Annotated in this window: 19 protein-coding genes; 11 read left to right on the forward strand and 8 right to left on the reverse strand. The window is 55.5% G+C overall.

The genetic code is table 11. From position 1 onward, the window contains the following. Positions 1-3: 3 nt before the first annotated feature. Positions 4-789 (reverse strand): ribose-5-phosphate isomerase RpiA, encoded by a 786-nt coding sequence (gene rpiA / locus OU789_RS09415; protein WP_263952674.1) that lies wholly within the window; start codon positions 787-789, stop codon positions 4-6. Positions 790-959: 170 nt separating this feature from the next. On the opposite strand from rpiA, the gene OU789_RS09420 reads away from it, so the two are divergent. After that, positions 960-2,333, forward strand: coding sequence for an L-serine ammonia-lyase (locus OU789_RS09420; protein ID WP_274655308.1), 1,374 nt, complete (start codon positions 960-962; stop codon positions 2,331-2,333). Positions 2,334-2,337: 4 nt separating this feature from the next. Here the strand turns inward: OU789_RS09420 and OU789_RS09425 are convergent, their stop codons facing one another. Next, positions 2,338-2,937 (reverse strand): LysE family translocator, encoded by a 600-nt coding sequence (locus tag OU789_RS09425; RefSeq protein ID WP_274655310.1) that lies wholly within the window; start codon positions 2,935-2,937, stop codon positions 2,338-2,340. A gap of 127 nt (positions 2,938-3,064) precedes the next feature. Between OU789_RS09425 and OU789_RS09430 the strand changes: the two genes are divergently transcribed. Continuing rightward, entirely contained in the window at positions 3,065-3,994 is a 930-nt protein-coding gene (locus tag OU789_RS09430) for a DMT family transporter (RefSeq protein WP_263952671.1), read from the forward strand. Here the strand turns inward: OU789_RS09430 and OU789_RS09435 are convergent. After that, a complete protein-coding gene (locus OU789_RS09435; protein ID WP_274655312.1) occupies positions 3,980-4,642 on the reverse strand; it encodes a thiamine diphosphokinase in 663 nt (220 codons plus the stop codon). The two genes, OU789_RS09430 and OU789_RS09435, sit on opposite strands and share 15 nt — an antisense overlap. A 140-nt stretch (positions 4,643-4,782) precedes the next feature. Between OU789_RS09435 and OU789_RS09440 the strand changes: the two genes are divergently transcribed. Further along, positions 4,783-7,122: a hypothetical protein gene (locus OU789_RS09440; protein ID WP_274655314.1), complete on the forward strand. Its 2,340-nt coding sequence runs from the start codon at positions 4,783-4,785 to the stop codon at positions 7,120-7,122. Between the two features lie 66 nt (positions 7,123-7,188). Here the strand turns inward: OU789_RS09440 and OU789_RS09445 are convergent, their stop codons facing one another. Together OU789_RS09445 and OU789_RS09450 are read right to left on the reverse strand one after the other, a co-directional pair. Further along, positions 7,189-7,431, reverse strand: a complete 243-nt coding sequence (locus OU789_RS09445; protein WP_274655316.1) for a DUF2842 domain-containing protein — start codon at positions 7,429-7,431, stop codon at positions 7,189-7,191. Then, on the reverse strand, positions 7,431-8,723 hold the full coding sequence (locus tag OU789_RS09450; protein ID WP_274655318.1) for an adenylosuccinate synthase: 1,293 nt from the start codon (positions 8,721-8,723) through the stop codon (positions 7,431-7,433). Before OU789_RS09450 ends, OU789_RS09445 begins: the two co-directional genes overlap by 1 nt. Before the next feature lie 238 nt (positions 8,724-8,961). Between OU789_RS09450 and secG the strand changes: the two genes are divergently transcribed. From secG to OU789_RS09490, 8 genes are all read left to right on the forward strand, one after another. Continuing rightward, positions 8,962-9,327 carry a preprotein translocase subunit SecG gene (secG, locus tag OU789_RS09455; protein ID WP_274655320.1) on the forward strand — a complete coding sequence of 122 codons (366 nt, stop codon included), beginning with the start codon at positions 8,962-8,964 and terminating at the stop codon, positions 9,325-9,327. A gap of 180 nt (positions 9,328-9,507) precedes the next feature. Further along, a complete protein-coding gene (locus tag OU789_RS09460) occupies positions 9,508-11,151 on the forward strand; it encodes a CTP synthase (protein WP_263952665.1) in 1,644 nt (547 codons plus the stop codon). Positions 11,152-11,239: 88 nt separating this feature from the next. Next, positions 11,240-11,680 (forward strand): tellurite resistance TerB family protein, encoded by a 441-nt coding sequence (locus OU789_RS09465; protein WP_274655323.1) that lies wholly within the window; start codon positions 11,240-11,242, stop codon positions 11,678-11,680. A gap of 168 nt (positions 11,681-11,848) precedes the next feature. Then, the gene (locus OU789_RS09470) at positions 11,849-12,640 is read left to right on the forward strand and encodes an ABC transporter ATP-binding protein (RefSeq protein WP_274655325.1); all 792 of its coding nucleotides are present in this window, start codon (positions 11,849-11,851) and stop codon (positions 12,638-12,640) included. Between the two features lie 70 nt (positions 12,641-12,710). Further along, complete coding sequence (locus OU789_RS09475; RefSeq protein WP_274655327.1) at positions 12,711-13,427, forward strand: transporter substrate-binding domain-containing protein; 717 nt, start codon at positions 12,711-12,713, stop codon at positions 13,425-13,427. A gap of 57 nt (positions 13,428-13,484) precedes the next feature. Continuing rightward, positions 13,485-14,369: an ABC transporter permease gene (locus OU789_RS09480; RefSeq protein WP_263953280.1), complete on the forward strand. Its 885-nt coding sequence runs from the start codon at positions 13,485-13,487 to the stop codon at positions 14,367-14,369. Then, positions 14,366-15,193 (forward strand): ABC transporter permease, encoded by an 828-nt coding sequence (locus tag OU789_RS09485; RefSeq protein WP_263952661.1) that lies wholly within the window; start codon positions 14,366-14,368, stop codon positions 15,191-15,193. Before OU789_RS09480 ends, OU789_RS09485 begins: the two co-directional genes overlap by 4 nt. 12 nt (positions 15,194-15,205) lie before the next feature. Continuing rightward, entirely contained in the window at positions 15,206-15,931 is a 726-nt protein-coding gene (locus tag OU789_RS09490; RefSeq protein ID WP_274655330.1) for a type 1 glutamine amidotransferase, read from the forward strand. Here OU789_RS09490 and phaR read toward each other — a convergent pair. The 3 genes from phaR to OU789_RS09505 form a co-directional block, all read right to left on the reverse strand. Continuing rightward, entirely contained in the window at positions 15,920-16,471 is a 552-nt protein-coding gene (gene phaR, locus OU789_RS09495; protein WP_274655332.1) for a polyhydroxyalkanoate synthesis repressor PhaR, read from the reverse strand. The genes OU789_RS09490 and phaR overlap by 12 nt on opposite strands. A gap of 153 nt (positions 16,472-16,624) precedes the next feature. Continuing rightward, entirely contained in the window at positions 16,625-17,065 is a 441-nt protein-coding gene (locus OU789_RS09500; RefSeq protein ID WP_263952658.1) for a phasin, PhaP, read from the reverse strand. 130 nt (positions 17,066-17,195) lie between these two features. Continuing rightward, positions 17,196-19,016 (reverse strand): PHA/PHB synthase family protein, encoded by a 1,821-nt coding sequence (locus OU789_RS09505; RefSeq protein ID WP_274655334.1) that lies wholly within the window; start codon positions 19,014-19,016, stop codon positions 17,196-17,198. Positions 19,017-19,118: the final 102 nt, after the last annotated feature.

Raw genomic sequence — 19,118 nt, forward strand, 5'->3', positions numbered from 1 at the left:
GTCCTAATCCTCAAGCTCGGAAAAGAGGTTATCACCCGCGCCATCGGCCTGCGAGCCTCCGTTGAAGTTTCCAGATAGGTCGAGCACCTCGCAGCGTCCATCCCCATGGCCGATCACAACTGCGTCACAAATATCTATAAACAACCCATTTTCCACCACACCTGGAATCTGGTTAAGCCGCGCGCTTAGGGCAACAGGGTTACCAATACGGCGAAGGTTGAGATCTAGGATGTGGTTGCCCTCATCGGTCACAAACGGCACATCGCCGTTCATCCGCAGGCTCGCAATGCGCCCGTCAACATCCATATCTTCCAGCATCTCTTCGATCAAACGGCGGCTGGCCTGTCCGCCGAAGGGAATAACCTCGACCGGCAAAGGAAAGGCGCCAAGCTGTTCTACGGATTTGGACGCATCGGCAATCACCAACATCTGGTCACTTGCCGCCGCCACGATCTTCTCCTGAAGATGCGCACCACCGCCGCCTTTGATCAGGTTGAGGTCGGCGTCGAATTCATCCGCGCCGTCAATCGTCAGGTCGAGCCACTTCGCCTCGTCAAGCGTCGACACCTTGATGCCCACCTCGGCGGCCTGTTTCGCCGTGCGCGAGGAGGTTGGTACGGCAGTGATTTTAAGCCCTTCATCCCGCACCCGCTCGCCCAGACATTTGACCATCCACGCCGCTGTTGAGCCGGTGCCCATACCCACGCGCATTCCATCTTCGATAAACTCAACCGCCTTTTTCGCGGCCACAAATTTGGCCCGATCAATGGGGGACAACTCTCCAGTCATGCTCCGACTCCTCTTTGGTTCAATGCGTTATACAAGCCGATGTTTACGGCGGCGAGTCGCCATTTGCGCAATGGATGACGAAATTTGCATGAAATGGTCGGAAACGGGGCTTGCCTCTGTTCTGCGCGCATGTTTCCTATAGGAAACTTTTTACGTTAAAGGCGCGGCCCATGTTTCTTTCTGTCTTTGATATGTTCAAAATTGGCGTCGGCCCTTCTTCAAGTCATACCATGGGGCCGATGGTTGCGGCCGCGCGGTTTCTCGACAAATTGCGCCGCTCTCCTTTTTCCGCATACGGGCTTCGGGCTTCCCTGCATGGTTCTCTGGCCTTTACTGGCATCGGCCACGCCACTGACCGCGCTACGATCCTTGGCCTCGCGGGGTTTCATCCTGAAACATATGACCGCGCGAAAGCCGATGCGGCCTTAGCCGAGATTACCGCAACCAAGCGAGTGACGCCGGAGGGATTGCCACAGCTTGTGTTTGACCCCGCCGACGACCTCAAGTTCGACTATGACACCCCGCTAGAGGGCCATGCCAACGGTATGATCTTGATGGCAACCGATGCGCAAGGCGATGTGATCCTTCGGGAAATCTATTACTCCGTCGGCGGTGGATTCGTGATGACCGAGGCTGAACTCGCCGCGGGCAAAAACACCGATCCCGGTGCGCCTATCCCCTACCCTTTCCATAGCGGCGCGGAGATGCTGCGCATGTGCGCCGAATCCAGCAAAAGCATCGCAGACCTCAAGCGCGCCAACGAATACGCCCGCAAAACCTCCGGCGATCTCGACGCGGGGCTTATGCGGATTTGGGAGGTCATGAATGATTGCATCACACGCGGCCTTGAACACGACGGCGAATTGCCTGGCGGGCTGCGCGTTAAGCGACGGGCCAAAGCAATCCATGAGCATCTGCTGGCGGAACGCGGGCTAAACCTTTCCGCGCCGCATACCATCAATGACTGGATGAGTTGCTTTGCCATGGCCGTAAACGAGGAGAACGCCGCAGGTGGTCAGGTTGTTACCGCGCCTACGAATGGCGCGGCGGGAGTGCTTCCGGCAACGTTGCGCTATTGGCTTGAGTTCGTTCCCGGCGCGACGGTGACGCGCGTGCCGGAGTTCCTTTTGACGGCGGCGGCAATCGGCGGCCTTATCAAGCACAACGCCTCGATCTCCGGCGCGGAATGTGGATGTCAGGCCGAAGTCGGAAGTGCGGCGGCCATGGCAGCCGCTGGGCTAACCGCCGTGATGAATGGCACGCCAGAACAGGTTGAAAACGCCGCTGAAATCGCGCTGGAGCATCACCTCGGCATGACCTGCGATCCGGTGAAAGGGTTGGTCCAAGTGCCATGCATCGAGCGCAACGGTCTTGGCGCGATTAAAGCCGTGTCCGCAGCCTCTTTGGCTTTGCGCGGGGATGGCACGCATTTCGTGCCGCTAGATTCCGTGATCGAGACCATGCGCCAAACAGGCGAAGACATGCACGAAAAATACAAGGAAACCTCGCTCGGCGGGCTCGCGGTGAACGTGCCGAATTGCTAGCGGCTTAGAACTCTGCCGTGACCACAGGATACAACGACGCCAGCAAAAGTACCGCCATCACGCCGTTAAATACACGCATCCGCGCAGGGTTGCTAAGGATACGGCGCAATTGCACCCCGACGAGCGCCCAGCAGCTGACCGAGGGCAAATTCACAGCACCAAACACAAGCGCGACAAGCACGACTGAGCGGAAGCTTCCGTCTGGCGCATAAAGTGACATGGCCGAAACCGCCATGATGATCGCCTTTGGGTTCATCCACTGAAACAGAACGGCCTGTATGAAGCTGATCGGTGTGCTGCGCGCTTCGCCATCTTTGGGCGGCGCTGCTGTAGCGATTTTATAGGCGAGAAATAGCATGAAACAGACGCTCGCTACCTTGAGCGCGATCTGAGTAGCAGGAAAGGCCTCAAACACCCGCGAAAGCCCCGCGCCCACTACAATGGCCATAATTACAAACCCGCTCCCCACGCCCAGCGCGTGCGGGACCGTGCGCAGAAGACCGAAATTCGCCCCCGACGCCATAAGCATCAGGTTATTCGGCCCTGGCGTGATCGACATGGTAAAGGCAAAGACGACAAGCGCCTGTAACAGTTCAGCAGACATGCGCGCGACTATGGCGCGAAATCAAACACCGTGAAAAGAGCGGAATTGTATCGGTACGCTGGCGATTTTTTCTGGCCGATGTCGAATCCACTGGCGCAGGCCAAAGAGCGCGCCTACCGTCGCCAACATGAACTATGACCGCCCTTATCTTGGCATACTCCTGATGCTGGTGTTTTGCGTGTTCGCCCCGCTTGGCGATGCGCTCTCGAAACTTATTGGCGAAACATCAGAGGTGATGCAGCTCGTCTCGATCCGCTTTTTGGCACAGGTGCTCATCCTCGCGCCGATTGTGGTGTTGATCGGAAGCAAGTTTCGGATGCGCCGCCGCGTGCTTGGCTTTGTCGTCTTGCGGACGGTATTTCATATTCTCGGCATCAGTACGATGTTCCTCGCGCTACGATATCTGCCGCTTGCCGATGCTGTGGCCATCGGGTTTGTGATGCCGTTTATCATGCTGTTCTTTGGCTGGCTGTTCCTGAACGAAGAAGTTGGCCCGCGCCGTATCATCGCGGCGGGTATTGGTTTCATCGGCACCTTGATGGTCATTCAGCCAAGCTTCGAAGAAGTGGGGGCGCCTGCTCTGTTGCCGGTTGGGGTCGCGCTGTTTTTTGCGGCCTTCATGCTCGTGACACGCGTCATTGCCCGCGAAATCGAGCCAATCGCGCTTCAGGCCGTTGGAGGGGGTATTGCCGTTGTGATCCTGTTTCCGGTCTGGTTCATCGGCAATACAGCAGGCTGGTCCGGCTTTGAGGCACATGTGCCATCAGGGCGCGAGTTCTGGCTCTTTGTTGCGGTTGGCCTTGTCGGCACCACGGCCCATCTCTTTATGACATGGGCGCTGCGGTTTGCGCCTTCGGCCACTCTTGCACCAATGCAATATCTCGAAATTCCATTCGCTACGATGATCGGCTTCTGGCTGTTTAGTGACTGGCCGAACGGGCTGGCCGCGGTTGGTATCCTGATTACGATCAGCTCCGGCCTGTATGTGATTTTCCGCGAACGCCGTTTGGCCGCGGCGGCAACAGCGGCTGCAGTTACTGCATCAACCCGCCCCTAACGCATCTATCACCGCCGAGAGCCCCGCACGCGGCAAGATCAATAGCATCGCACGATTTGAAAAGCTCAGTTCAACCGGCCCTGTCACACGATTGGACGTGCCGATCTTGCTTAGCGGATCAAAGGACAACCCCTTGATTGGCCACTCTAGCCCTTCAGACACCCCCGACACGGGCCCAAGCGGAAAAAGCGACAGCCGCGACCCAATCGGCAGATCAAGCGCGATCCGCTCGGGCGCAACAAAGGCGATATCTTCACGCCCCAGAAGAATCACTTTAGGCGAATCGTACTTAACCAAAGCGTGTAAAACTGCCAATTCGTGGTCCAACCGCCCCCCAAGGAAGCCGACCCCCAAAATTAATGGCGCCTCAATTCGCAGCAGCGCTTTTTCGAAATCGGTCGTGTCTTGCTCGGCAACAAAATGTAATCTATCCGGTGCGATAGCAGCCTTTGTTCGCGCATCAATTGAATCCATGTCGCCGATAACGGCCTCGGGATTCCCCTTGTTTTTCAGGACAAAACCCGCTCCGCCATCGCAAGCCACAAGAGTTGGCGCGAATTTTTGCGCCTCTTCCAGCATTGCGGAATCTGCGTCTCCGCCGCCCACCAAAGTGATTGCTTTCGTTTTCGAAACAATAGCCCGATCCATGCCCATTGTGCCTTATTTTGCTATTCAGGCCACATTCCTGCCCAAAAATGATACTTTAATTAACGCAGTTCCGATCATTTCTGTGGGCCCTGTGATGGTAAACATATTGCCGTTGGGTAGGAGAGAAAGCGAGTAGTAACATGGTAGGCACAAGCAAGATCTTGACCGTATCATACGGAACCTTCTCTTGCACACTTGAAGGTTTCGACGATTCATTTACGACAATGAAGGCGATTGCTGAATACTTTAGGGATTTGGCAGCGGATGACCGCTATTTCGGGGCAGAGCCTCCGACTCCCGACGCCGATATGCTTACACGTATTGCGGAACGCGAGATTAAGTCGCGCGTTGAAGCAAAAGTGGGCGAAACTGGAATTCTGCTGCGCAAGAGCGAAGATGTTGCAGAGCCCCCAAAGGCCGAAGCACCCGCAGCCCCGGCACCGGCAGCTGAAGCGCCCGCTCCGGCTCCACAGCCAGAAGCCGCACAACCTGCACCACAGCCGGAACCTGCCGCACCAGCAGCAACGCCTACACCCGCTGCCGCACCAGTTGCCGAAACACAGGACACCGAATCCGTTGCTGCCAAGCTCCAGCGCATCCGCGCCGTTGTTTCACGCGCTCCCGAAGCGGCCCCTGTTACAGACACCGCAACAGAAGAAGATGCGCCACAAGATCTGCTACCCCCGATTGAAAGCGCTTTCGCCGATATCGAAGAGGAAGCCGTAGAAGAAGCTGCTCCTGCTGCGGAGATCGAAGAGCCGGAAGCAACAGAAGCTGTCTCCGAAGAAGTTGAAGAAATCGAGGAAGAAACTCCTCTCGTCGCAGAAGAAGAAGCCGAAGATACAGTAGAAGAAACTGTTGAAGAAACCCCAGAGATTGAAGCCGCTTCCGAAGAGGTCGCTGAGGAAACAGTCGCCGAAGAAGCAGAGCCGTTCGAAGATATCGATGAGGATGTCGAGGAAGATACCCGCAACATCTTTATCGGGTTGGACGACGAAGGCGACGTAGTTGAAGCGCAAGCCGAAGAAGCTGAAGAAGAGGTCGAAGAAGCTGCTTTTGATCCGTCTTCCATCCTTGCACAGACTCAGCTTGAGGAAGAAAGTGCCTCAGAGGTTGAAGCGGAAGCAGAAGAGACAGTCGAAGACGAGATTGAAGTTGTCGGCATGGACTCGATCCGCGACGCATTCGACGCAGAGCCGAACGCTGAGCCTGAGGCTGAGGCTGAGAGCGCCGCGCTTGAAAACGAGTATGAAGCGGAATTCACAGACCACATTGAGGAAGCAGAAGCTTCGGAAGAAGACATCCAGAACCTTGCTGCCCTTGACGGCGCAACCGAAGAAGACTTCGCCGCTGCGGAAACAGAAGCGGAAGAAGAGGTTGCCGAGGCTGTAGCTTTCGAAACGACTGAAATCGAAGAAGTCGAAGCAATTGACGAGGCGCCAGAAGAGGAAGCCCGCGGAGATAATACTCCGCAGGACGGCCAACAGCGCGTCGCAAACCCAGAAGTTTCCAGCGTTGCCGCACGCGCCCGTGCTCGTGCAATCCGCGTTAGCAAACCAACGCCGACTCCGGTTCCAGATGCACCTGCTCCAGCCGCAGAGGTTGAAGAGCCCGTTGCAGAGGACAAGCCTGTCACACCGCGCAAAATCACGCCGCGCCGTGTCCGCAAAGAAAAGGTTCTTTCCGCTAAGGACGAAGCCGAGCTTCTTGCCGATCTGGCCGCCGCTGAAAAGGTGGATGCACCCGAAGATGAAGCTGTGGTTTCCAGCGAGCGCCACGTTCTGCCGCAACTGTCTGACGAAGAAAAAGTTGATCGTCTGATGGAAGAGACAGACAGCAAGTTCGCCGAAACAGAAGGCACACGCCGCCGCAGCGCGATTGCACATCTGAAGGCCGCTGTTGCCGCAACCGTCGCGGATCGCAAAATCCTCGGTGGCGCGAAGCCAGCCAAAGACGACGTTGCCGACGAATACCGCAAAGACCTCGCAGAGGTTGTTCGGCCTGGCGAAGCAAAATCCGACGATGGCGAAAAGCGCCCAGCCCCTCTAATGCTGGTCTCCGCGCAACGCATCGACGTGGACGAAGCCGACGAAACTCCTAAGCGCAAAACACCGCTTGAGCTTCGCGACGTCAACGAAGGCCGCACAACTCCGATGAGCAGCGCAAGTGCCGCGCATCTGGCCGACAGCAGCTCTTTCTCCGAGTTTGCTGACCGTGTTGGTGCTAAGGATCTTCCAGATCTGCTTGAAGCCGCAGCGGCATATACGTCTTATGTTGAAGGTCTCGAAAGCTTCACCCGTCCGCAACTCATGCGTCAGGTTGAGCGTCACAGCGACGTAAAGGGCCTCACCCGCGAAGAGCGCCTGCGTTCCTTTGGTCTCCTGCTCCGTCAGGGCAAGATCGAAAAGGTCAAGCGCGGCCAGTTCAAGGTTGCCGAATCCACACGGTTTAAACCGGACGCCCGTATCGCTGGCGAGTAATCAAAAGCACCATCGAAAAGCAAAAGGCAGCCTAAGGGCTGCCTTTTTCAATTTAAGAGCAATAACTTAACGATTTTCACCATCGTCCGGCGGCGCATCCGGATCAGCTTTACCGATCCCCTTGAACACTGCCTTAAAGGGCAAGGCCCACAGCACGCCAAGGATGATGTAAACGGCCAGCTCAACAATAAACGGTGGACGATCCAGAAAGCTCAGGATCACCCAGCACGCAATGATATAGGCCGGCAGCCCAACGAGCAAAATCACCAGAGACCACCGCCGCCGCGCCTTATAAGAGAGGCCAGCCATCAGTCGGCAAATGGGTCGTGAACGAGGATCGTGTCGTCCCGCTCAGGGCTCGTCGACAGAAGCGCAACAGGGCAGTCGATCAACTCTTCAACCCGACGCACGTATTTGATGGCGTTGGCAGGAAGATCAGCCCAACTCCGCGCGCCCTCAGTGCTTTCGCTCCAACCAGGTAGTGTTTCATAGATCGGCTTCACGCGGGCTTGGTGATCCGCCGCAGTCGGCAGATAGTCGATGCGCTCTCCGTCAAGCTCATAGCCCACACAGATTTTCAACTCTTCAAACCCGTCAAGCACGTCAAGCTTGGTGAATGCGATGCCGTTTACGCCCGAAGTCGCACATGTTTGGCGCACAAGAACCGCATCAAACCATCCGCAGCGGCGCTTCCGGCCTGTAACAGTTCCAAACTCATGCCCACGCTCGCCGAGGCGTTGACCGTCGGCGTCGTCCAACTCTACTGGGAACGGCCCCTCGCCCACGCGGGTTGTATAAGCCTTAACGATCCCAAGGACATAATCGATGGAACCAGGGCCGATACCGGTCCCGGTTGCCGCTTGCCCTGCGATCACGTTCGAGGATGTCACAAAGGGATAAGTGCCGAAATCAATGTCCAGAAGCGAGCCCTGCGCCCCTTCAAACAGAATCCGCTTACCGGATTTTCGTTGCTCGTTCAGCACCTTCCAAACCGGCGCGGCATAGGGCAGCACGATCTCGGCGATTTCCTTGAGCTTGGCCAAAAGCTCCGCGCGGTCGACGGGTTCAAGCCCCATACCGCGGCGCAGAGTGTCGTGGTGCAGCAGGAGGCGATCAACGCGAGTTTCCAGCGTCGCTTCATCCGCAAGGTCCGCCACGCGAATAGCGCGACGCCCCACTTTATCCTCATAAGCTGGGCCAATACCGCGGCCTGTAGTGCCGATCTTGGCCACAGACACTTGCTCTTCGCGGGCGCGATCAAGCTCGCCATGCACTGGCAGGATCAACGGCGTATTTTCAGCGATCATCAGATTTTCCGGCGTAATATCAACGCCCTGATCCCGCAATTTGGTGATTTCCTCGCTGAGGTGCCACGGGTCAAGCACAACACCGTTACCGATGACCGAAAGCTTGCCGCCGCGCACGATGCCCGAAGGCAGGAGCGAAAGTTTGTAAACCTTGCCGTCAATTACCAGCGTGTGGCCAGCATTATGCCCGCCCTGAAATCGTGCAATGACATCAGCGCGCTCGCTAAGCCAATCCACGATCTTGCCTTTTCCTTCGTCACCCCATTGGGCGCCTACAACGACAACGTTAGCCATACTTCTTTCCCGGAATTAGAAAACCCGCGCCCGTATAGCGCGCCGCGCGCCTTGGTGAAACCACTTTATTTATATTCCTCAAAAACTCGCTTTTCGCCGCTTCCGCTTGGTCAAAATCCGGCAAAGATGTTGTATAAAGCCACGTCGCCCGCCTTCAACACAGGTGAATGCCACGAATAGGGTTGCGAGCCGGCGCAAGACCGCCTAGATAACCGCAAAGCTTAAACTGGGTTGCCTCATGGAAAATATCGTTCTTGTCATCCACCTGATCCTTGCGCTGTCGCTCATCGGCATCGTACTGCTCCAGCGTTCCGAAGGGGGCGGTCTGGGAGTTGGAGGCGGCGGTAACAAAGGCGTATCCACGCGTTCAGCCGAAACAGCTCTGGGCAAGATCACTTGGTTCTTGGCGATCGGGTTTATTGTGACGTCGATCACACTCACTGTGATTGCGGCTCAGAAATCCTCCAGCGGTTCGGTTCTTGACCGCGTTGGTGGCACAGCGCCCGCCCCCGTGGCCGAGAAAAGCAGCCCGCTTGGTGATGCAGACGCACTTCTGCCGCCTTCCGCAGGTGATGCGCCCTTGACGCCTCCAGCGGCAGAATAAGCCAACAACACCTCACAAACTACTACAACAGATAGGCTAGCGGCGGATTTGCGCCGCAGCATCTTGGGTTTTGGTTGCGGATCGCTTGCGAATCCGTTATGACTTAAATCCCGTGATGCTGTGGCTGTCGGGCCTTTTTCCAGCACTTGTAAAACACTTCTCACGGGAGACGATCGCCCAATGGCTCGTTATATCTTCATCACTGGTGGCGTTGTTTCATCGCTTGGCAAAGGCCTCGCGTCGGCGGCTCTTGGCGCATTGCTTCAGGCACGGGGCTATTCCGTACGCCTGCGCAAGCTTGACCCCTACCTCAACGTTGATCCAGGCACGATGAGCCCGTTCGAGCACGGCGAGGTTTTCGTAACCGATGATGGCGCTGAGACGGACCTCGACCTTGGGCACTACGAGCGCTTTACCGGCGTTGCTGCGCGCAATACTGATTCTGTCTCTTCGGGGCGCGTCTATTCAACTGTGCTCGAGAAAGAGCGCCGTGGCGATTATCTCGGCAAGACCATTCAGGTGATCCCGCACGTTACCAACGAGATCAAAGAGTTCCTTCATGTCGGCGACGACGAAGTTGATTTCATGCTCTGCGAAATCGGCGGCACTGTTGGCGATATCGAGGGCCTACCGTTCTTTGAAGCCATCCGCCAATTCTCTCAGGACAAGCCGCGTGGGCAATGCATTTTTATGCACCTTACGCTCCTGCCGTATCTGGCGGCCTCCGGCGAACTCAAGACCAAACCAACACAGCACAGCGTAAAAGAGCTCCGCTCCATCGGCATCGCGCCTGATGTGCTTGTTTGCCGTTCCGAGCAGCCGATCCCAGAGAAAGAGCGCGCTAAAATCGGCCTTTTCTGTAATGTTCGCAAAGAAAACGTCATTGCGGCGTATGACCTGAAATCGATCTACGAAGCGCCGCTTGCCTATCACCGCGAAGGGCTGGATCAGGCCGTTCTGGACGCCTTCAACATCGCCCCCGCCCCCAAGCCGGACCTCCGCCGCTGGGACGACGTGGCCGACCGTGTATTCCACCCAGAGGGCGAAGTTAAAATTGCCATCGTCGGTAAATACACCCAGCTTGAAGACGCCTATAAATCCATCGCCGAGGCGCTTACGCATGGCGGCATGGCCAACCGCGTGAAGGTCAAGGTCGAGTGGGTCGACGCCGAAGTCTTCGACAAAGAAGACGCGGCTCCTTACCTCGAAGGGTATCACGCGATCCTCGTACCTGGCGGGTTTGGCGAACGCGGCACCGAAGGCAAAATCAAAGCAGCCGAATTTGCCCGTACACGCAAAATTCCTTACCTCGGAATTTGCCTCGGCATGCAGATGGCTGTAATCGAAGCCGCCCGTAATGTGGCCGAGCTTCCCGACGCCGGTTCCGAAGAATTTGACCACGAAGCAGGTGAAAAACGTTTCACTCCAGTTGTTTACCATCTCAAGGAATGGGTACAGGGCAACCATAAGGTTGCGCGCAAAGTTACAGACGACAAAGGCGGTACCATGCGCCTTGGCGCCTATACAGCCGTTCTTGATCCAGATTCGAAAGTTGCCGAAGTCTATGGCGCGACGACAATCGAAGAGCGTCACCGCCACCGCTATGAGGTCGACATCAAATACCGCGATCAGCTCGAAGCCTGTGGTTTGCATTTCTCCGGCATGAGCCCGGACGGCAAGCTGCCGGAGATTGTCGAGTGGAAAGATCACCCGTGGTTCATCGGTGTGCAGTATCACCCAGAACTGAAATCCAAACCCTTTGCGCCGCATCCGTTGTTTGACGGCTTCGTCAAGGCCGCCAAGGAGAACTCGCGCCTAGTTTAACGCGACCGCGCGGTCAGGTTTCAATCCCGCATGCGCGGCTTGAGACAGGAGGCCGCGCGCCCTATGTAGGGGTAAAGGAGAACGGCCAATGCTTAGCAAACTCATGACGGTTTTCGCACCCGAAGCGCCAGACTATGGCGATGATCGGCTTGCCATCGCAGGGCTCATGGTCAGGCTTGCCCGTAGCGACGGCACCTATGCTGCAAGTGAAATCACGCGCATCGACCGTCTCCTCGCCGCAAGATACGGCCTAACCGCCGCAGAAGCCGCCGCGCTACGGGTTGAAGCAGAAGAGTATGAGGCCAACGCGCCTGACACCGTTCGCTTTACGCGGGCGATCAAAGAAAACGTGCCGTTGGACGAACGCTTTGCCGTTGTCGAAGACCTTTGGGACGTGGTGCTTGAGGATGGGGTACGCGACGAAAGCGAAGACGCACTCATGCGCCTGCTGGCCAATCTGCTCGGCATCAACGACCGCGACAGCGCCCTTTGCCGCCAGCGGGTACTCGCGCGCCGAAATCCTGAGTGATCGCCTTAATAATAAGGCAAATCTCAACTTTTGCGGAAATTCATTGCTGAATTTTCAACCAAGAGACAAGAATCTCAGCAGTGACCCTGCGTAAACGTTTCTTTATCATTGCATTTAAGATAATTCTCCGCCCTACTCGGACCCTAATCACTCAACAGATGCAGCATCGTGACAGAAAAACAGTCTTCTACGCAGCCCCCCGTCATCGAAATTAAAAACCTGCACAAGAGCTATGGCGATCTTGAGGTCCTAAAGGGCGTTGATATCTCTGCGAAGCGCGGCGATGTTGTGTCGCTGATCGGGTCGTCCGGTTCGGGGAAATCCACGCTTTTGCGCTGCGCCAACCTGCTCGAAGACAGCCAGTCCGGTGAAATACTTTTTGAGGGGGAGCCGATCCAATGGAAAGGCACTGGCCTGAATCGCCGCCCCGCTGATCGCGCACAGGTCACACGCATTCGTACAAACCTTTCGATGGTGTTTCAGCAGTTCAACCTCTGGGCCCATATGACAATCCTACAGAACGTAATGGAAGCGCCTGTTACCGTTCTTGGCGAAGACAAAGCCGAGGTCGAAACCCGTGCGCGCGCTTTGCTTGCCAAGGTGGGCATTGGCGATAAATGCGATGTCTACCCGGCACAGATGTCCGGTGGTCAGCAGCAACGTGCGGCAATTGCCCGCGCGCTTGCGATGCAGCCCAAAGCGCTGTTGTTTGACGAACCAACCAGCGCGCTCGACCCTGAGCTTGAGCAGGAAGTTGTCAAAGTTATCAAAGATCTGGCGGAAGAGGGGCGTACGATGATCATCGTGACCCACGATATGCGCCTTGCCAATGACGTTTCCGACCACGTCGTATTCTTACACAAGGGCCTCATCGAAGAAGAAGGCCCGCCCGAGGCTGTGTTCAACACACCGAAATCCGAACGATTGCAGCAGTTCCTCTCTGCAACCGTTTCCGCGTGAGCACCAACCGCGCACACGCAGTTCACCGAGTAAACTCAACACTAACAACCAACCAAGATGGGAGACACACATGAAAAATCTTCTTATTTCCGCAACGGCCCTCGCCCTTTCGGCGGGCTTTGCTATGGCAGACACAGTTCGCATGGGCACAGAAGGCGCCTACCCTCCATACAACTTCCTCAACGACAACGGCGAAGTTGACGGCTTTGAGCGCGAGCTTGGCGACGAGCTTTGCAAACGCGCCGAGCTTGAGTGCGAGTGGGTCACAAACGCTTGGGATTCCATCATCCCGAACCTCACATCCGGCAACTACGATACAATCATCGCCGGGATGTCGATCACAGACGAGCGCAAAGAGCTTATCGACTTCACACAAAACTACACACAGCCTGATCCATCGTCCTACCTCGCGGCGTCTGAGGGTGTTGACCTTGAAGGCGGTGTGATCGCTGCGCAAACAGGTACAATTCAAGCAAGCCATATCGCAGCTTCTGGTGCGACATTGGTGGAATTCGCTTCCCCTGACGAAACAGTCGCAGCAGTCCGCAATGGCGAAGCCGATGCTGTTCTTGCTGACAAAGCGTACCTCGCTGAAATCGCAGAAGCAGACGCTGACCTTACACTCGTTGGTGACGATGTACTGCTTGGCGGCGGCATCGGCATGGGTCTGCGTAAGAGCGACACAGAGCTTCGCGACAAGTTCGACGCAGCGATCCAGTCCATGAAAGACGACGGCTCTCTTAACGAGCTGATCGCGAAATGGCTGCCTGAGTCCGCGCCGTTCTAAACCTGTCCTCATAGGAAAAACACGCGCTCAAAAGACTTGGGCGCGTGTATGCTGTTTATGTTTTCATATTGCGCCGATCCCTCAACTCTTGAAGGCCTGAAATGGCTGTCGTGCTACCTCACAACGGGGAAGCATATGTCGCTTTACGGCTCGGTGGGGACTGTGCTGCTGTTGCTGGCCATTACCGCCCCTGTCTCGCTGCTCTTCGGTTTTTTCGGAGCGATGGCCGCGCGGTCCGGATTTGCGCCACTTCGCTGGCTCGGCAAAGGATACACAGCCATCGTGCGCGGTGTACCCGACATCGTCTTTTTCCTCTTCTTCGTCATCGCCATCGATCAGGCGCTGGAGTGGACCCGTCACAAAATCAAATGCCCCGACTGGAGCGAGCCGATCCGACAAGGCAGCGATTTCGTTGTCTGTGATGCGGCGAAGCTGCCGCTCTCGACCTCTCCGGAATGGGTGCATGAAACCTATAGTTTCCTAATCGCGGTTCTTACGTTTGCGATTGTTTTCGGTGCTTTCGCGGCCAATGTACTTTATGGCGCGATGCGCGCTGTACCACGCGCACAGATCGAAACCGCCGAAGCCTATGGCATGACCAACCGTCAAAGCTTTTGGCGCATTCTTGTGCCGCAAATGTGGATTTATGCGCTGCCCGGCCTGTCAAATCTCTGGATGATCCTGATCAAGGCCACTCCGCTGCTGTTTATCCTTGGCATCGAAGATATCGTGTATTGGGCGCGCGAACTCGGCGGCACCAAAACGGCCCGCTTTACCGACTATCCGCACGGCGATTGGCGCATGTGGTATTTCCTCGGCCTGCTAGCGTTTTACCTCGCCTTTACCAAGGTGAGCGAAGTAGTTCTTGAGCGTATCACGCAACGCCTGAGCCACGGACAAGCCACCGCCGCGGGCGAAGCACAAAGGAAGGCCACATCATGACCTGCCTTGAGACCATTCAAGCCTATGCGCTCCGTTCGATCGGGATTGGCGAACGCCTCCTGCCTCGCAGCGATTATACCCTGTGCGATCAGTTTACGCTGATCGGTTCTGGGATGCTCTGGAACATCTATTTCGGCGTATTTGCCCTGCTTTCGGGGTTCTTCCTTGCTGTGGCCGTGGCCGTTGCCAAAGACTCACGGAACCCGTGGCTGCGCCGCCCAGCGGAGTGGTTCATCTTCGTGTTCCGTGGCTCCCCGCTGTTTATCCAGTTCTTCCTTGCCTATTTCCTTTTCCTGCAACTCAACAATCTCGAGATTTTCGGCGTGAGCTTTGAAGGCAAATTCAAGTGGTTCACGAGCGCTTGGCTCGGGGCGCTTGTTGTTCTGTTCCTCAATACCGCCGCCTACTCAGGCGAGATATTCTATGGCGCGCTGCGCTCAATTCCGAAGGGCGATATCGAGGCCGCAGACGCCTACGGCCTTTCCGGTTGGCCCAAATTCCGGAAGGTTGTGTTCCCGACGATGCTGCGCCTTGCTTGGCCCGGGTACACCAACGAGGCAATCTTCCTGTTCCATGCCACGGCACTTGTGTTTTTCTCGGGCTTTCCGGCATGGCAGCAACGCGGTGATGCGCTCTATTACGCGAAATATTTTGCGGACAAGACGTTCAACCCCTTCATCCCCTACCCCATTTTGGCGTTCTATTACATCCTTCTGACCTTGGTCATCATCTGGATTTACGGCGCAATCGGACGGCGCTTGAACCGACATGTGCCGCAGGAAAAACGGCGCAAGTTCCGCTTCCGCCCGCAATACATCCGCTAAGAGGTCAGACACGTGAAGATCGGCATTCTGGAGTGTGGAGAGGTTCATTCCGATGTGCGCGCCGAGTTTGGCGGCTTTGGCGATATGTTCACCAAGCTGCTCGCACCTCATGGGTTTGACCTTAAGATTTACCACGCCGTTGGCCATGACCTCCCGCAGAGCGCTACAGAAGCAGACGGCTGGCTGTTCACCGGCTCAGCACATGGTGTCTATGAAGATCATGCGTTCCTGCCACCGCTCCGAGAGTTGATCCGCGAAGCCTATGCGCAAGAGGTTCCGATGGTTGGCGTTTGCTTCGGGCACCAACTCATCGCGCAAGCCCTGGGTGGCAAGGTTGAGAAGTTTGCTGGCGGCTGGTCCATCGGCAAACGCCACTACCACACGAACGAAGGCAACACGCTGACGTTAAACGCATGGCATCAGGATCAGGTGATCGAGCCACCAGCAGATGCAGAAACGATTCTAAGCAATGATTTCTGCCGTTTTGCCGGGCTTCGCTATGGCAATCGCGCCCTAACGGTTCAGGCACACCCCGAATTCAGCGATCCGGTGTTGCGCGCCTATCTGTTGGCACGCGAGGATTCAGATGCTTATCCGCAAGACATGATGCGCGCTGCCCGTGAGGCTCCGTTTGGCCATACGGATTCCGCGCTGGTTGCCGAACAATTCGCTCAGTTCTTTAGACAATCTGCTGCGCACAGCAAAGCACGCAGCACCAAAGCGTCCCTACTGACCTAGTTTTGACAGCTTGCTTTGAAGTTCGGCGAGCTGTTTCTTGATGTCATCAAGCTCGGCTTCGCTCTTTTCTTCGGGCTCTGGCTTGTCCCCGGTTGTCGCGCCAGCCCAGCTACCAGTCATCGTTTTGAGAAACGCTTCCTGCTGGGCTTTCATCGCCTCAAAAGCGGGCAAGCCGAGCGGGTTTGCAATACCACCGAAATTGTCGATCACCTTGCTCTGGCTCTCGCGCAGCATCTCGAAACTCGCTGCAAGGAAATCAGGCACCATGCTACCAGCTTGATTGGTGTAGCTACGAACCAAATCCGTCAGCACATTGATCGGCAAGACATTATCGCCACGGCTTTCGTGCTCGGCGATGATTTGCAGGAGGTATTGCCGCGTCAGGTCATCACCGCTCTTGAGGTCAATAATCTGAACTTCGCGCCCGTTGCGGATAAAGCTGGCGATGTCATCAAGCGTGACATAGTCGCTGGTCTCGGTGTTGTACAAACGCCGGCTGGCATATCGTTTGATCAACAGCGGTTTTTCGGTATCGCTCACGGGGGTTCCCTCCTTCTGCATTGCAGAACAGTTACGCATGCGCAGAAAGATTGCAACAAAAAGAAAAGGCGAACCCCGGGAGGATGGGGCTCGCCTTTATGAGACGCGGAGCGGGAGGAGGGAGGAGAAGGCTCCGCGTTAACTCGATCTGTCTTACTTAGAAGCTGCTTTAGCAGCCTTCTGAACGTCTGCAGTTGCTTTTTTAACAGCAGCAGTTGTTTCTTCGGACAGGTCCTTGCCAGCAGCGAGCATCAGCTCAACTGTTTCGGCTTGAACTTTTTTCGCAACTTCTGCGAATGCTGCGAGGTTTTCGGCAGCCATCTCAGCAGAGGACGAAGCAAAATCTGTCAGGGCTTTGCTGTAATCAGCAGGCTCTGTTTTTGCAGCGGAAACCGAACCGAGTTTGGTCAGAGTTTCTTTTGTCCATTTTGCAGAGATCTCGCTGGATTTCTCTGCTGCGTCGAGAGCAACTTTAGACATCTTGTCGCTCAGAGCGGCAGATGTTTTGAATGCGTCTTCGACAGCTTTTGTGTCTACTGGAAATGCGCCGACCATGTCTTGCATGATCTTTGTGAAATCTTGTGCCTTGGTCATGTCATTTACTCCTTAGTGCGGGATGGGCCCCGCTGAAATTCTGCGTGTGCAAACAATATGCATGTTGCAGCGCAGCATTTCAAGGATTTTTGTGCTGCAGTGCAGCAAAAATATTGATAACTCCTATTTATCAGGACTTTATGACAGACAAAACATAGGTTCCGGGCGCATCACAAAGCGCCGGATGGCTCGAATCACCAGGAATACGTGCTGGAATCTGCTTTCCTGACCGCTTCGCGAGCCATTCACCCCAGCGCGGCCACCACGACCCCTCGTGAAATTCGGCGCCTTCTTTCCAAGCGTCACTCTCCAGCTTCATGTCGTCGTTGGTGTAGTGACCGTATTTCTTTTTGCTCGGCGGATTCACAATCCCCGCGATATGGCCGCTTTCCGAGAGGATAAAGGTTTTGGAGCGGCTGCCGAATTGCTTAACCCCGTGATAGGAGGTTTTCCACGCAGCGATGTGATCTGTCTCGCAGGCAATCGCACACATAGGCACGGTGATATCCTTGAGCGACAGTTTCTCGCCCTCAAACTCATAGATGCCTTGTGCAAAGTGATTGTCTTGGCACAGGTTGCGCAAATACTCGACGGTCATGCGCCCTGGCAGGTTGGTGCCGTCACCGTTCCAATACAGGAGATCAAAGGCAGGAGGCGCCTCTCCCATCATATAGCTGCGGATCGCGGGGCCATAGATAAGGTCGTTGGACCGCAAATAAGAGAATGTCCGCGACATAAAGAAAGAGTCCAATACACCCTTGTTCTTTACTTCGCGCTCAATCCCGCCAACGAACCCCTCATCAAGAAATACACCAACCTCCCCTTGGTCAGAGAAATCTGTGAGCGTGGTAAAGAAAGTTGCGGAGTTGACGGATTTATCGCCGATCTTCTTCATATGCGCGAGAGTCAGGCCAAGTGTCGTTCCGGCAATGCAATAGCCGACAACATTAACCTTCTCCTCTTTGGTGATCGCTTTGACCTCTTTAATCGCTGTCAGATAACCGCTTTTAATGTAGTCCTCCATCCCGACGTCGGCATAAGAGGCATTGGGGTTCACCCAGCTCACGACAAAGAGCGTAAAGCCCTGCTCCACAATCCAGTTGATCAGGCTGTTCTTTTCCTTGAGGTCGAGAATATAGAATTTGTTGATCCACGGCGGAAAGATAACCAGCGGCGTTTTATGCACCGTTTCGGTTTTCGGCGCATATTGGATCAGCTCGAACATATGGTTGCGGAAAACAACCTTGCCTTCACTCGTTCCGAGGTTCTCGCCAACCTTGAATGCGTTCTTATCCGCAAGGGTCACCAAAAGCTCGCCATCGTTGGCTTCGATATCGCGCACGAGGTTCTCGAGCCCGTCGACCAGCGATTGCCCCTCGGTCTCGGCGGCCTTGGCCAGCGCTTCGGGGTTGGTGGCGAGGTAGTTATTGGGTGCGAACATATCGACGATCTGGCGGCTGAAATACTCCACACGCTTTTTATCGGACGGGTCCAGCCCCTCCATATCCTCGATGGCCTGCGAAATGGCCTCGCTGCTCATTAGATACTGTTGCTTGATATAATTGAAATATGGGTGCGTTTCCCACATCGGATTGGAGAAGCGGCGGTCCTTTGGCGTAGAATCAGGGGGAGCAACAAGCTGCCCTTCTTTTAGAACTTGCTGTGCTTCGACATAGTGTTTGAGCGACTTTCCCCAGTATGCAACCTGATGTTCTACGATTTTTGAGGGGTTGTTCATCATCTCGGCCATATAGGCCGCAGCCGCCTTCATAAACAAATCACCGCTTGGGCCCTGCAAACTCGGATCAACCGTGCGTTTCTTGGACATAGCGGCCACAAGACGCGCCGAAAGCACCTCCAGTTTGGCGAGGTTCTCGCTCAGTCGGGATGACCCAACGTCACCCTCAATATCCGAAGGTTTTTTGCTTCCGTCGCTTTGATCAGTTGTCATTGAAAACTTTCTACCCTAATCTTTCTGCAAGTGCAGCATAACAGATTTCTCAACGTCTGTAATCAAGTTAGCGGGGATCATCCCGCCTGTGAAGGATCGAAA

The organism is Halocynthiibacter sp. C4, from assembly GCF_028823805.1.
Classification (GTDB): Bacteria; Pseudomonadota; Alphaproteobacteria; order Rhodobacterales; family Rhodobacteraceae; genus Falsihalocynthiibacter; species Falsihalocynthiibacter halioticoli.